Annotated in this window: 13 protein-coding genes and 2 tRNA genes; 3 read left to right on the plus strand and 12 right to left on the minus strand. The window is 37.2% G+C overall.

The window, feature by feature from the left end:
* The 3 genes from IKB69_RS07535 to IKB69_RS07545 all read right to left on the minus strand — a co-directional run.
* Window positions 1–713 (minus strand): hypothetical protein (locus IKB69_RS07535; protein ID WP_290947967.1); only part of this gene is annotated, 713 nt, incomplete at its 3' end.
* A 91-nt stretch (window positions 714–804) separates the two neighbouring features.
* Complete coding sequence (locus IKB69_RS07540) at window positions 805–987, minus strand: hypothetical protein (protein WP_290947969.1); 183 nt, start codon at window positions 985–987, stop codon at window positions 805–807.
* 111 nt (window positions 988–1,098) lie between these two features.
* A tRNA-Phe gene (locus IKB69_RS07545) sits at window positions 1,099–1,174 on the minus strand.
* Between the two features lie 118 nt (window positions 1,175–1,292).
* Between IKB69_RS07545 and IKB69_RS07550 the strand changes: the two genes are divergently transcribed.
* A complete protein-coding gene (locus IKB69_RS07550; protein WP_290947972.1) occupies window positions 1,293–2,045 on the plus strand; it encodes an exodeoxyribonuclease III in 753 nt (250 codons plus the stop codon).
* Here the strand turns inward: IKB69_RS07550 and IKB69_RS07555 are convergent, their stop codons facing one another.
* The 4 genes from IKB69_RS07555 to dnaA all read right to left on the minus strand — a co-directional run bounded on the left by IKB69_RS07555 (window position 2,046) and on the right by dnaA (window position 7,237).
* Window positions 2,046–2,294 carry a superinfection immunity protein gene (locus tag IKB69_RS07555; protein WP_290947974.1) on the minus strand — a complete coding sequence of 83 codons (249 nt, stop codon included), beginning with the start codon at window positions 2,292–2,294 and terminating at the stop codon, window positions 2,046–2,048.
* Window positions 2,295–2,304: 10 nt separating this feature from the next.
* Complete coding sequence (gyrB, locus tag IKB69_RS07560; protein ID WP_290947976.1) at window positions 2,305–4,641, minus strand: DNA topoisomerase (ATP-hydrolyzing) subunit B; 2,337 nt, start codon at window positions 4,639–4,641, stop codon at window positions 2,305–2,307.
* A gap of 12 nt (window positions 4,642–4,653) precedes the next feature.
* Window positions 4,654–5,766, minus strand: coding sequence for a DNA polymerase III subunit beta (dnaN, locus tag IKB69_RS07565; RefSeq protein WP_290947978.1), 1,113 nt, complete (start codon window positions 5,764–5,766; stop codon window positions 4,654–4,656).
* Between the two features lie 154 nt (window positions 5,767–5,920).
* Window positions 5,921–7,237: a chromosomal replication initiator protein DnaA gene (dnaA, locus tag IKB69_RS07570; protein WP_290947981.1), complete on the minus strand. Its 1,317-nt coding sequence runs from the start codon at window positions 7,235–7,237 to the stop codon at window positions 5,921–5,923.
* Between the two features lie 255 nt (window positions 7,238–7,492).
* Here dnaA and ruvC point away from each other — a divergent pair, with 255 nt between their 5' ends.
* Entirely contained in the window at window positions 7,493–7,981 is a 489-nt protein-coding gene (gene ruvC, locus IKB69_RS07575) for a crossover junction endodeoxyribonuclease RuvC (RefSeq protein ID WP_290947983.1), read from the plus strand.
* Here the strand turns inward: ruvC and IKB69_RS07580 are convergent.
* The 3 genes from IKB69_RS07580 to IKB69_RS07590 all read right to left on the minus strand — a co-directional run bounded on the left by IKB69_RS07580 (window position 7,976) and on the right by IKB69_RS07590 (window position 9,566).
* Window positions 7,976–8,803: a prephenate dehydrogenase gene (locus tag IKB69_RS07580; protein WP_290947985.1), complete on the minus strand. Its 828-nt coding sequence runs from the start codon at window positions 8,801–8,803 to the stop codon at window positions 7,976–7,978. The two genes, ruvC and IKB69_RS07580, sit on opposite strands and share 6 nt — an antisense overlap.
* 69 nt (window positions 8,804–8,872) lie before the next feature.
* Entirely contained in the window at window positions 8,873–9,439 is a 567-nt protein-coding gene (locus tag IKB69_RS07585; protein WP_290947987.1) for an acyloxyacyl hydrolase, read from the minus strand.
* A 50-nt stretch (window positions 9,440–9,489) separates the two neighbouring features.
* Window positions 9,490–9,566, minus strand: a tRNA-Arg gene (locus IKB69_RS07590).
* A gap of 118 nt (window positions 9,567–9,684) precedes the next feature.
* Between IKB69_RS07590 and rpsU the strand changes: the two genes are divergently transcribed.
* Window positions 9,685–9,897 carry a 30S ribosomal protein S21 gene (gene rpsU / locus IKB69_RS07595; RefSeq protein ID WP_290947989.1) on the plus strand — a complete coding sequence of 71 codons (213 nt, stop codon included), beginning with the start codon at window positions 9,685–9,687 and terminating at the stop codon, window positions 9,895–9,897.
* Between the two features lie 57 nt (window positions 9,898–9,954).
* Here the strand turns inward: rpsU and kcuS are convergent, their stop codons facing one another.
* Window positions 9,955–10,182, minus strand: a complete 228-nt coding sequence (kcuS, locus tag IKB69_RS07600; protein WP_290947993.1) for a KCU-star family selenoprotein — start codon at window positions 10,180–10,182, stop codon at window positions 9,955–9,957.
* A gap of 103 nt (window positions 10,183–10,285) precedes the next feature.
* Window positions 10,286–12,499: a carbon starvation CstA family protein gene (locus tag IKB69_RS07605; RefSeq protein ID WP_290947991.1), complete on the minus strand. Its 2,214-nt coding sequence runs from the start codon at window positions 12,497–12,499 to the stop codon at window positions 10,286–10,288.
* Between the last annotated feature and the right edge of the window lie 327 nt (window positions 12,500–12,826).

Below are 12,826 nucleotides of genomic sequence, written 5' to 3' on the forward strand. Positions count from 1 at the left end.
CCTTTGATTTTGGCATAGAAATCTGGCATTTCAAAGCTTGATTTTTGTGCAAGCACTTCACCTAGATCTTCTACACTATTGTAAGCATTGCCACGATAGAGTATCCCTAGAGATAGCTCTGCTTTATAGCTGCCATCAAACGCGCCAGCTAATTTATCAGATCTCACATTATAGCCATAGCCAGCAAGTCGGCGTGTGGCATTCCAAGCTATATTGGCTCTAAGCTCTAATGCAAGTCTATCTGTAATCATTATCCTATGAAATGCCCCTACACCAAGAAAAAGCCCAAAATCCCTAAATCTCCCACGATTATTTTCAAAGCCTACATCGTATAAATCTGTAGAAAATGACATATACAAAAATGTAGGCTTCTCTAATGAGCCAAGATTAGTCCCAGCATTGATCGTAACAAGAGCAAACCAATTTCTATCGCTGATACTTTCATAATTACCACTTGCACTTGCTATGCCACTCATTGACGAGCCACCAACTCCAGCAGATAGCTCTCCACCTAGATAGAACCATCTCCAATATAAATCTTCTTGCAAAGTGAGAAACCCACCACCATTGTGCGTGCCAACACGCGGCGAGTTTAAATGTGTATAGTAGCCACCAAGCCCTATACGAGAATCTTGGCAGCGAACTCCATAATGACACTTATAAGCCAAAGCAAAATTACAGAGCAAAATAGTAAGTAGAAATACTCTTATCATTAGAAATCCATTTCACCTGATGTTTCAAATCCAAATTCTTGGTCAAAAATTGCATTAAGACCCAAGGTAATTCCAAATATAATCAAAGATGTCAGCCAAAACTCCCCTTGTGTTTCTTGCATTTCTTCTTCAGAAAGAGCAGTAATTTGTGCGGATTCTTGTGAGCCAAAGAGTGCTTGTGTGTCTCATCTGCTTCTAGTGTGGAAGTTTGCGCAGATAAAGTGCCTAGACCAAATATTCCTAAAGCTAAAATAACACAAAATAACCTTTTCATAGAGACTCCTTTGAAATATAATGAGTATCTATTGTAACAACCGTATGTAAAAACAAATGGCGTCTATTATAAAGATAATATAAAGTAAAGGTAAATGATTAAAAAGAAGAGTGGTGGCTCGAGGCGGAATCGAACCACCGACACGGAGATTTTCAGTCTCCTGCTCTACCGACTGAGCTATCGAGCCATAGGCAAAATGAAGTGAATTTGGATTCTGCCTTACTTTGATTAAAAATCCGCTTAAATTATGGGAATAATAAGGACTTTTAGCATATAATTTATATATTTTACTTAAGGATTTGCTATTGAAATTGATTTCTTGGAATGTCAATGGGCTAAGAGCGTGTATGAATAAGGGCTTTATGGAGTTTTTTAACGCTGTAAATGCAGATGTGTTTTGTATCCAAGAATCCAAAATGCACAGAGATCAAGCAGAATTTGACTTCAGCGGATATTATGAGTATTGGAACAGCGCAGAGAAGAAGGGCTACTCTGGTGTGGCAATTTTTAGCAAGCAAGAGCCTTTAAGCGTGGGCTATGATATGGGGATCGCCCACCACGACAAAGAGGGGCGCATTATCACCGCAGAATATAGCGATTTTTATCTTGTCAATGTCTATACGCCAAATTCTAAAAGGGAGCTAGAACGCCTAGAATACAGAATGGAGTGGGAAGATGACTTTCGCGCGTTTTTAAAAGTCCTAGAATTTAAAAAACCTGTAATTGTCTGCGGTGATCTCAATGTCGCGCATAAAGAGATTGATTTAAAAAACCCAAAAACAAACCGCAGAAACGCAGGCTTTACCGATGAAGAAAGAGAGAAAATAAGCACACTATTAGATTCTGGCTTCACAGATACTTACCGCCATTTTTACCCTGATAAAGAAGGGGCTTACACTTGGTGGAGTTATATGGGCAAAGCTAGAGCAAATAACACAGGGTGGCGAATTGATTATTTTCTCTGCTCTAAAATCTTAGATTCTAGATTAAAAAGTGCTAGTATTTACCCTGAGATTTTAGGGAGTGATCACTGCCCGGTGGGAATAGAAATATTATAACTATCTGCGTATAAAACTCCAAATAAGAGCGATAAACCAGCCAAGCACACTCCAACCAAAAAATACATTAGTAATAAGGATTAAAAATCTATCTCTATGATGAGAAAATATCGCAATTAAACTTGGCAAAAAATAAATAAATATACTAGCGACAATAATAAGGACAAAAGTACCTAAATACCAGTAATCAACGCTACTCGTGAGAATCTCCACACCATCGATAATAATCAACCGATCTTTTTCAAACATCTAGTTTATATCACACATCAAGATTTTTAACATCTTTTGCGTGAAGTTGGATATATTCTCTTCTAGGCTCTACTTCATCACCCATAAAAAGCGTAAAAATCCTATCGGCTTCTTCTTCATCTGGTAATGTTACACGCAAAAGTGTGCGATTGCTTGGGATCATTGTAGTTTCTTGTAGTTGTTCTGGGTCCATTTCGCCTAGACCTTTATATCGCTGCATATCATAGCTTTTTTTTGTAGATTCTTCTATCTCTTCTAAGACTTTTATGATATTTTTTCCCTCTAAAAATACTAAATCTCTCTCTTGAATCTTTGCATAGATTTCACACGCTTCTTTAAAAAAATTATTGACAAAAAGACTTTCATCTACAGTGATTTCTGCAAGTCCTGTTGGAGTTTGGACATAGAGTATAAGAAGCTCTTGTGTAATCGTTTTGTTTAAAATATTACACTCAATTGTCGGTAAGAATTTTTCAATCTCTGCAAACATCTGAGCAAAATCAAGATCCCTAACATTTGGATTCTCTATCAAAAATCGCACAATATCAACCATTGCATAGCGTTTTTCAAGCTCTTTTAATATTAGGCGATATTGTGCGATTTTTTTCAATATTTCGATTAATTCTTTTTCACCAATGCCCTCAAATGTGAAATTCTCTATCCCATTTTCTATAAGAAATTCACTTAATGCTCTATCATCTTTGAGATACAACTCTTTATTTTTATTCTTTTTTAGTTGCAAACAATAAAGTGGTGGCTGGGCGATATAAATATGTCCATTTTGAATAAGTGGTTTAAGATAGCGATAGAAAAATGTCATAAGTAGTGTTTGGATATGACTACCATCAACATCAGCATCAGTCATAATGATGATTTTATGATAGCGTAATCGATCAAGATTAAAATCCTCTCCAATACCGCAGCCAAAGGCTGTTATCATATTTTTAATCTCTTCACTTTTTAAAATTTTATCAAGCCGTGATTTTTCGACATTAAGAATCTTTCCTCGTAAAGGTAGTATCGCTTGATAAAGTCTATCTCTAGCCTGTTTAGCAGAACCACCAGCAGAATCCCCTTCTACAAGATATATTTCAGATTCTATTGGATCTTTACTTTGGCAGTCAGCAAGCTTTCCGGGCAATGTCCCTACAGAGAAATTTTCTTTTTTCCTTGTGAGCTCGCGCGCCTTTTTTGCTGCTTCTCTCCCTCTTGCTGCTAGTAATGCCTTTTGCATAATAGCTTTTGCATCATTTGGATTTTCTTCAAAATACTTACTTAATCGCTCTGTTGTAAGCTTTTGGATAATTGGCTTGATAAAAGAACTTCCTAATTTACCCTTAGTTTGCCCTTCAAACTGTGGATCAATAATGCGTGTAGAAATAATTGCTATAAGTCCCTCACGCACATCATCGCCTGTTACTTTTATATCTTTTTCACGAGCATTTGCATTTGCTTCAATATAATTCATAATAACACGACTAAGTCCCGCTCTAAAGCCTGCTTCGTGTGTTCCTCCATCTGGTGTGCGGATATTATTTACAAAACTTAAGACATTTTCATCAAATCCCTCATTATAAACAAGTGCAATCTCCATTTCTGTTTCTTGATCTGCGCCTTTGAAATAAATTGTTGAAACAATAGGTGGGCGTTTATTAATATCTTGGATAAATTGCATTAATCCATTTTCGAAGTGATAAGACTCTCTAAAACCATTTCTTTCATCGATAAAATTAATAGTTAGATTCTGGTTTAGATATGCCATCTCTTTAAATCTACGTGTTAAAATATCTTTATCAAATTCAGTCACTTCCATAATGCTATCATCAGGAAAAAATTCGATAATTGTGCCATTTTTATTCGTTTTACCGATGATTTCTAGCTCTGAAGTAGGAATCCCAGCGGTAAATTCTTGGCGGTAAATATTGCCATTTTTATGGATAGTCATAATGAGCTTTTTAGATAGAGCATTAACAACAGACACTCCAACTCCGTGCAAACCTCCAGAAGCTTTATAGACCTCATTATCAAATTTTCCTCCAGCGTGTAGCACAGTAAGTACCACTGTGGCAGTAGGGATATTTTCTGTAGGATGTATATCTACTGGAATCCCCCTACCATTATCTTCTATAATTGCACTACCTTCGTGAGTGAGTGTAATACTAATTTGGTTACAAAACCCAGCCATTGCTTCATCGACAGAATTATCAACGACTTCATATACCATATGGTGTAAACCATTGATATTTGTACTACCAATATACATACCTGGGCGTTTCCGGACAGCTTCAAGTCCCTTTAAAACTTTGATATTTTGTCCGGTATAAGATGGTGTTTTATTTTCTTGCATTTTATTCCTTTATTAGCATAACACAGGCATCACAATTGTAGAGTATTTATCATCTTTTAACATAAATGGCATATTGCTATCGTTGATAAAAATTTCAAATTCATTGTTTGTAACGAAACCTAAGAAGTCAAGTACATAACGAGAATTCATACCAAGTGTAATAGATTCTGTAATATTAAGTGCAATCTTTATTGGAGTTTTTGCGGATTCTGAGCTTTCAGAATTCATTGTTTCAAATATCAAGCCACTAGAATCTAATGTGATCTTAACATTTGTAGAAAGCGAGTTTGTTTTCTTAATAGCTTTTATGACATCTTCTTTTGGTAGTTTGGACTGGATTTTAAACTCTCTTGGGATAATTTTTTCGTAGTCTGGATATTTTCCACTTATAAGTTTTGTGGAAAAAGTGTAGTTTTGTGATTTGATGAAAAGCATTGTAGGATCATTATCCTGCCTTTTGTTAATATAGATTTCAAACTCATCGTAAAAAAGTTTAGAAATTTCCATAATAGCACGCCTAGGGATAATGATAGAAAGCTGTGTGCCTACTGATTGAGTATTTTGACGAATAATTGCGAGTCTTCTTGTATCTGTGCCTACAAAATTACAATGGTAATCTTTCACATCAAGTAAAATTCCAGTAAGTTCTACGCGTAGAGTGTCTGCTTTCGTCGCATCTGTAGCTACGGCTACTTTTTTGATAGATTCTATGAAATCTATTGGGTTTAGGTTAATTTTTGTGTCTAATTCACTAATTTCTGGAAATTTCGTTGCATCGTTGAATTCTTTAGCATTAAATGTTGGAAGTTTAAAGTCATCATCTCCTTGGTAGATGGAGATTTGTACATCTTTTGTTTCTAAGGTAATTTCTCCGTCATCTAGTGGCTTGATAATGGAGAGTATTTTTTTCCCTTCTATTGTAGCTACACCATCTTCGATTTTTTGGATAATGTCGATTTTTGATTGGATAGAGATTTCATAATCTGTGGCTTTTAGTAAGAGCTTGTTATCCAAAGTTTCTAGATATATATGTGAAGTTATTTGTGAAGAGTCCTTTTTGTCAAGGAAAGATTGGAAGTTACTTAGCACGATTTCGAAGTTGCTTTTGTTTAAAGTGATTTTCATTTTATCTCCTTCTAAAGGTTTTTAGTAGTAATAGTAGGGATTGTGAAAAAGTGAAAATCGTCTCTATAACCACTAGAAACAAAAATTCAGGTCGTCAAGATGGCTTTAGGGATATTCACTTGATTAGCCATATTTTAGCAAAATCTAGCTAAATTTAGAGATTTTTTTCGTTTAGGATTTTTGCTTTTAGATTTTGTGTGAGTAATTTAAGATCTTTATCTTGCTCGATTTTTTTGGTGATTTGAGTGAAAGCTTTTGAAATCGCACTATGGTCTTTCATATTGAGTTTTTGTGCGAGCATACTCATAGAATCTATGCTTGAGAGAATTCTTGTAAAATATATGACCAAATGTCTAGCTTGGACAATTTGAGGTTTGCGGGATTTGGAGATTATTTCACTTGGTTTGATATTAAGCTCTTTGGCAATTGTTTCTATGATTTTTTCTAGGTTGATTTCTTCGTTTGATTCTTTTTGGATTTCTTTTATCACATTTTTTGCCATAGCGATACTGAAGGGTTGATTTGTCATTGAGTGATGGAAGCTTAGTTTTAAGATAATACTTTCGATTTGTCGGACATTTTCGTTGATATTTTCAGCGAGAAAGTTGATAATGTCTTTTTCCATATCAATTTGATTATCTCGGCATTTTTGTTCGATTATGCGGATTTTTGTCTCAATTTCTGGAGGTTGGATTTCCATCATCATCCCACCTTCAAATCTTGAACGGAGTCTGTCCTCTAGCCCTTGGATTTGCTTAGGGAGTTTATCGCTTGTCATTACAATTTGTTTTTGGGTTTTGTGTAGTGCTTCAAAAGTGTTAAAAAACTCTTCTTGCAAACCTCCTTTACCACCAAGGAACTGCACATCATCGATAAGCAGGTAGTCGCAGTTTCTATACTTATCTCTAAAAGTGTCCATAGTGTGCTGTCGTAAGTGTTTTTGCCATTCGTTTAAAAATTCTTCAGTGGTAATATAAATAACATTTTTGTTGTGTTCGATGGCAGTATTTCCTATGGCACAGAGTAAATGTGTTTTTCCAAGTCCTGTGTGCCCATATAAAAGCACTGGATTATAGGACTTAGCTTGATGTTTAGCGACAGATTTTGCAATGATAAGTGCGGATTTATTACTATTGCCCTCGACAAAGTTATCAAAAGTTTGCTGAGAGTTGAGAAAGATTTGGTCTTGGGACTTTTGTATTTTTTGTCTAGAGTTTTTCACATTCTGTTTATCTTTAGCGATGATAATCTTAATATCTGTCTTGGTTTTTGTATGGATCTCAAAGGTATGAGAAATAGTTTCTATGTATTTACTTTTAATCCACTTTTCTATATATGGATTTGGGACAATAAATACTGCTAAATTGCTTTTGGAGGCGTTCTCATCGTATTTCATCAGCGAGATATAAGCATCAAATTCATATTGAGAAATTTCCTCTTTTAGTGTTATTAGCACTTCGTCCCAAATCATTTCCACTCCTTAAAATAGCAGTAAAAGTTTTTCACAGATGTGAAAAATATGTGAAAAATATGTGAAAAACTTTTTATCTTTACATATTTTTTTTACAATTACACCCTATTTGAATGCACTAAGGTAAAGATGTACTATGGCAATGTGCTGTGTGTAAAGTTTAGAATAGCACACTACTGCTAAGCTTTTTATAATCTTAAATAGGTATTAGATTTTAGCAGACTCAATATGTAAAAAAAATAAAATGAGTGATATATGAAAATTTTGGGCATTGATCCTGGTAGTAGGAATTGTGGCTACGCCATAGTAGAATCCACTTCCAACTTACGACTTATAGAAGCGGGGTTTATCAAAATCACAGCTAGAGATTTACAAAGCCAGATTCTAGAGTTTGTTGAGGGGATTGACTTAATATTACAAAATCATAAGATAGATTCTGTAGCAATGGAGGGGATTTTCTATGCTTATAATCCACAGAGCGTTTTAAAGCTTGCACAAATGCGAGGAGCAATTAGTTTAAAAATCTTACAAGAGTTAGGCAATTTTGCAGAATATACACCATTACAAGTGAAAAAGATTATCACAGGTAAAGCCAAAGCTGATAAGACACAAGTTGCCTTTATGGTGAGACAGATTCTAGGGATTAAGCAAGATATAAAGCCACTCGATATTACAGATGCAATAGCCATAGCTATAACCCACGCGCGTACTTTGAGAGTTCAGTTAAAGAATCTCAAATCATAAGAATGTATGCAGAGTGTTTGCCTTTTTCATCCACTCTATGAGTGCGTCCCATTCATCTTCTTGGACAAGTTTTTTGGCATAAAGCATCTCTTTTTCAAAGTGATTGATTGCTTCTAGAAGATTGTGTTTATTGTGTTTAAAAACATCGCGCCACATTATCGGCGAGCTTTTGGCAAGGCGACTCATACCCTTAAACCCACCACCAATGAGTGCTAAGATATTTTGAGGCTCTTCTTGTGCTAGGACAGCGTTGGCTAATGCAAAGGAGATGATATGAGGTAAATGTGAAATAAAAGCTACATGTCTATCGTGATCAAGTGCGGACATAACGATAATTCTCATACCAATGGCGATGAAAATCTGCTTTGCTAAAGCGATTTGGTATTCTCCGCTTTGCTCAATGTCTGTTAGGATTACAATTTTATTGTGAAAAAGTCCTTGTTCTGCGGCATTTGGTCCGTAATTTTCTGTCCCACTCATAGGATGCGCTGCAATAAAGTTTTTCCTAGTAACTTGAGGGATAGAGTCTAGAATCTTCTTTTTTGCGCCACCTAAGTCGATGATTGTGGTTGTGGGTGAATGGGGTGTAAGCTTTTGTAGTGTAGTAATAATCCCATCTAAAGGTGTAGCGATAAAGATCACATCACACTCTTGTATTTGATCAAATTCTACACATTCATCGACAAGCCCGAGCGACAAAGCTTGCCTAGAGTGTAAGGCACTTGTATCAAATCCTAAAATTCTCTTAAAAATCTTGCTCTCTCGCAAGGCAAGTCCCATACTACCGCCAATAAGTCCTAGCCCTATAATCCCAGCTTGCATACTAACCCTTAAAGATATAGAAATAGCTACAATTATAACAAAATCTACCAAGCTCTAAATATCTTAATATTAAAACGCCACACCAGCACTAAATCCAAGGTAGTTATATCCTATATTTGGTCGCTCTAAATTTCCATTTGAATAGTGCTTAATGATACATTCATAAAATATAGTAGTTTTATGAGTAAGTCGGTGGTAAAATCCTACAAAGATTCTCTCGCCAAAGCTAAAGCTACTGCCGATTCTCCCATCATCTCCTTCATTTGATCGTATATAAATCCCTATGCCAACACCTGTGTATAGGGATTTATATATCGGCAGGATAATATCTTGCGCTGTTCCAAAGATGATTTGCCGCTTTATATGGTAGTTAATGGGTAAAAATGCTTCTAACTCAAGGCTGATTCTGCCATTGATACGAAAGAATGTATTAGGTTGAGCATAGTAGAATCCAAGTGCATAGATATTGGTAAAGCTCTTTTTATTAAAATCTGCATAAATACCCAAAGCAAGGCTATTATCATAAGTGGTAAAAACAGGCTTCGTAGAATCTAGTCCAAAAAGTTGATATACAAAGAGCGAGCTAAAAATTAAAGCTTGTAGAATCTGTTGGGGGGGGGGCAAATATACTCGCATAAAAGCTCATTTTATAACCTATAGTGAAGTAGAATCTAAATTCAGTGAAATGGTGTGCTCGGAGGGATTCAAACCCCCGACCTACAGGACCGCAACCTGTTGCTCTATTCAGCTGAGCTACGAGCACGCATACCTTAAGTGAATGTAGAAAGCGGATTCTATCAAAAGTGTTTTTAAAACTAATTTAAATTGTGATAGAATACGCGCGCCTTAGGGCTAAAACAAACGAAAGTAGGTGATACATAATGCCTGGCATAAAAGTCAAAGAAAGCGAGTCTTTCGATGAAGCGTATAGAAAGTTTAAAAAGCAAACAGACCGGAATCTAGTCGTTACAGAGTGTCGCGCTAGAAGGTTTTTTGAAAGTAAAACAGAAAAGCGCAAGAAACAAAAGATAAACGCTAAGAAGAAAATGCTTAAACGACTTTATATGTTGAGACGCTATGAGTCAAGACTATAATCTCCGCTCGCAATTGAGCGGGATGTTGTAAATTTAGATTCTTACCTATCCATTTTTCTAACAGCAGCGATTTACTCCGCCGTTATATCGAGCTTCAAGGGCTTCTTTGAAAAATTCTTTTTGTGATTTTATTTCTCTATTAGGGTGTTTTGTACGCATATGCTCGACATATTTATCATAGCTTGGCATCCCCACAAGCAAGTGAAAAAATCTATCACTTCTCTTATATAAAATTCGCACCCTGCTCCACACACGAGTAAAAGTACTCTCCTTTTTCACTAGCATAGGTGGGTAGAATCTAGCTTCACCCACGCAAGCTTGCGTGGGTGAAGATTTTGGAGTTATATCTTGCATTAAAGATCCTTGAGGCTATACAAACTTAATGTGCTTATATAGAGAAATTCTTGCTTTCTTGATAGGGTTCTTCTTTAAGTGGGAATTTTTCTCCCTTACCAATTGCTGTGAGATAGCAGATTCTAAAACAAGAACCTATTACCACAAGTGTTACGAATATAAAAAATGCACAAAGAATTGCATCTAAAGTGTGGTTATGGATAAGTATGTCAGCTTTGCTAACGACTGCTTGCCATTCTGTAAGAGTTTTACCCTCAAGCATTGTGTTTGCATCAGCACCCATTTCTTGAAGCTTGGTGATGAAATTTAGAGCCTTTTCTTTTAAAGCGACTTGATTTTGTGCTGTGGCTACATGGCTTACTGCATCATGTACGCGTTCGCCATTTGCTGGGAGAAGCTTTTGAATTGCTGCATAAAGTGTCGTTAGAAGTACCCACGCCGCAGGGATAATAGTGATCCAGCTGTATCGAGCTTTTCCCATTTTGAAAAGTACGACTGTACCAAGTAGGAGCGCGATCCCTGCTAGCATTTGGTTGCTCGTGCCAAAGAGCGGCCATAGTGTGAATATCCCACCTTGTGGATCGATAACACCTTGATAGAGTAGATACCCCCAGCCAGCCACACAAATCGCAGAAGCTACCACACCCCATAAAACAGATTGTGTGTTTGCTATAGGTTTATAGACACTACCTAGCACATCTTGGATAAGGAATCGCCCAGAGCGAGTCCCCGCATCAACAGCTGTCAAAATAAAGAGTGCTTCAAATAAAATCGCGAAGTGATACCAAAATGCCATAGATTCTGGTCCACCAGCGATTTGGTGTAGAATTTGCGTGAGTCCCACGGCGAATGTCGGTGCACCACCTGTTTTAGCTACTAGTGTTGGCTCGCCTACAGCTTTTGTAGTCTCTTCTATCATTGCCACAAAATGCCCATTTGTAAGCATCTCAGATCGTAAGACAAACCCGCCATTTTGTAAAATCGCTTTCACGCTTTGCTCAATTGTCCCCATATCCGCGCTTCTAGCACTTGCTGCTGCTGGATCAAGTAGGGCAAGTGGGGAATTTATCGTAAAGTAAAGCCCCGGCTCCAAAATACAAGCAGCAATAAGAGCCATAACACCTACAAAAGACTCCATAAGCATAGAGCCATAGCCGATAGGACGCGCGTGAGTTTCTTTCTCTACCATTTTTGGAGTCGTGCCACTAGAGATAAGTCCGTGGAATCCACTTATAGCCCCACAAGCAATAGTGATAAATAGGAATGGGAAAATTGAGCCAGCAAAAACCGGTCCTGTGCCATCGATAAATGTAGTAACCTTTTGCATTTGCAAAGTAGGACTGACAAGTAGTATCCCTATGGCCATTGCTACGATTACACCGATTTTCAAAAATGTGCTTAAGTAATCTCTGGGGGCAAGTAGCAACCACACGGGCAAGATTGAAGCGATAAAACCATAGCCTATAATGATAAGTGAAAGGGTAGTTTTCTCTAACAAAAATACATTGTGCCAAGGGTGGGCAGGATCTGTTAGAGCTTGTCCATAGTAAAGAGCAGCAAGAAGCAAGATAAAGCCAATTACACTAACTTCACCCACACGACCGGGACGCAAATAGCGCATATAGATCCCCATAAATACAGCGATAGGGATAGTCATAGCGATTGTGAAAAGTCCCCAGGGAGAATCAGCCAGTGCATTGACAACAACCATCGCCAAAATCGCCACGAGAATAAGCATAATAAAAAATATCCCTAGCATCGCAATGGTGCCAGTCACTTTGCCCATTTCTTCTTTGATAATCTCACCTAGGGAGCGACCATTTCTACGCATAGAGATGAAAAGCACGGTAAAGTCATGCACTGCACCAGCAAGTACAACCCCTATAAGTAGCCAGATCATACTAGGTAAGTAACCCATTTGCGCTGCGAGAATAGGACCGACAAGCGGACCAGCTCCAGCAATCGCAGCGAAATGATGACCAAAAAGCACGACTTTATTTGTAGGGACGAAGTCTTTCCCATCATTATTGATAAGCGCGGGTGTCGCGCGATTGTCATCAAGCTCGAAGACTTTTTCTGCTATGTATTTGCTATAAAAGCGATAACCAATCATATAAATACATACAGAAGCTATCACGAGCCAAGTCGCGCTGACTTCTTCACCGGTGTTAAGTGCTAGCATACCAAAGTAGAATGCCCCCACCACAGCTACAAGCACCCAAACTAGATTCTTGATTATCAAGATCATTATTGCTCCTTTATAGATTTCTAGCCATTATAATAAGCGGTGAGATGTAAATCGTAGCATTTTCTACCAAAATCCCAAGCAAAAGTAAAAAACTAGCTAAAAAGTAACAAAAGCACCAAATAAGCATAGAGATTTGTAACATCGCTTAATGATCGCTAGAATCTACTAAGCTTTAGTGTAATAATAAGCCCCTAAAACACATACCTTACCCCTAGGTTTGCTGTTAGGTTAATATCCTTATAGCTTAGTCCTATTTTTGTCCCTAAAGCAAAATTGACAAATGTTTGTTTGCCTAGTAGCACTTCTCCACCTGCTGTACCTAGTAGA

The organism is Helicobacter sp., from assembly GCF_017502485.1.
Taxonomy (GTDB): Bacteria; Campylobacterota; Campylobacteria; order Campylobacterales; family Helicobacteraceae; genus Helicobacter_B.

Excerpts from the sequence above, each read along its gene's own strand:
- gyrB (WP_290947976.1), bottom strand. The coding sequence starts at position 4,641 with ATGCAAGAAAATAAAACACCATCTTATACCGGACAAAATATCAAAGTT.
- IKB69_RS07605 (WP_290947991.1), bottom strand. The coding sequence starts at position 12,499 with ATGATCTTGATAATCAAGAATCTAGTTTGGGTGCTTGTAGCTGTGGTG.
- IKB69_RS07580 (WP_290947985.1), bottom strand. The coding sequence starts at position 8,803 with ATGCAAGCTGGGATTATAGGGCTAGGACTTATTGGCGGTAGTATGGGA.
- rpsU (WP_290947989.1), top strand. The coding sequence starts at position 9,685 with ATGCCTGGCATAAAAGTCAAAGAAAGCGAGTCTTTCGATGAAGCGTAT.
- kcuS (WP_290947993.1), bottom strand. The coding sequence starts at position 10,182 with ATGCTAGTGAAAAAGGAGAGTACTTTTACTCGTGTGTGGAGCAGGGTG.
- dnaN (WP_290947978.1), bottom strand. The coding sequence starts at position 5,766 with ATGAAAATCACTTTAAACAAAAGCAACTTCGAAATCGTGCTAAGTAAC.
- IKB69_RS07540 (WP_290947969.1), bottom strand. The coding sequence starts at position 987 with ATGAAAAGGTTATTTTGTGTTATTTTAGCTTTAGGAATATTTGGTCTA.
- IKB69_RS07555 (WP_290947974.1), bottom strand. The coding sequence starts at position 2,294 with ATGTTTGAAAAAGATCGGTTGATTATTATCGATGGTGTGGAGATTCTC.
- ruvC (WP_290947983.1), top strand. The coding sequence starts at position 7,493 with ATGAAAATTTTGGGCATTGATCCTGGTAGTAGGAATTGTGGCTACGCC.
- IKB69_RS07585 (WP_290947987.1), bottom strand. The coding sequence starts at position 9,439 with ATGCGAGTATATTTGCCCCCCCCCCAACAGATTCTACAAGCTTTAATT.
- dnaA (WP_290947981.1), bottom strand. The coding sequence starts at position 7,237 with ATGATTTGGGACGAAGTGCTAATAACACTAAAAGAGGAAATTTCTCAA.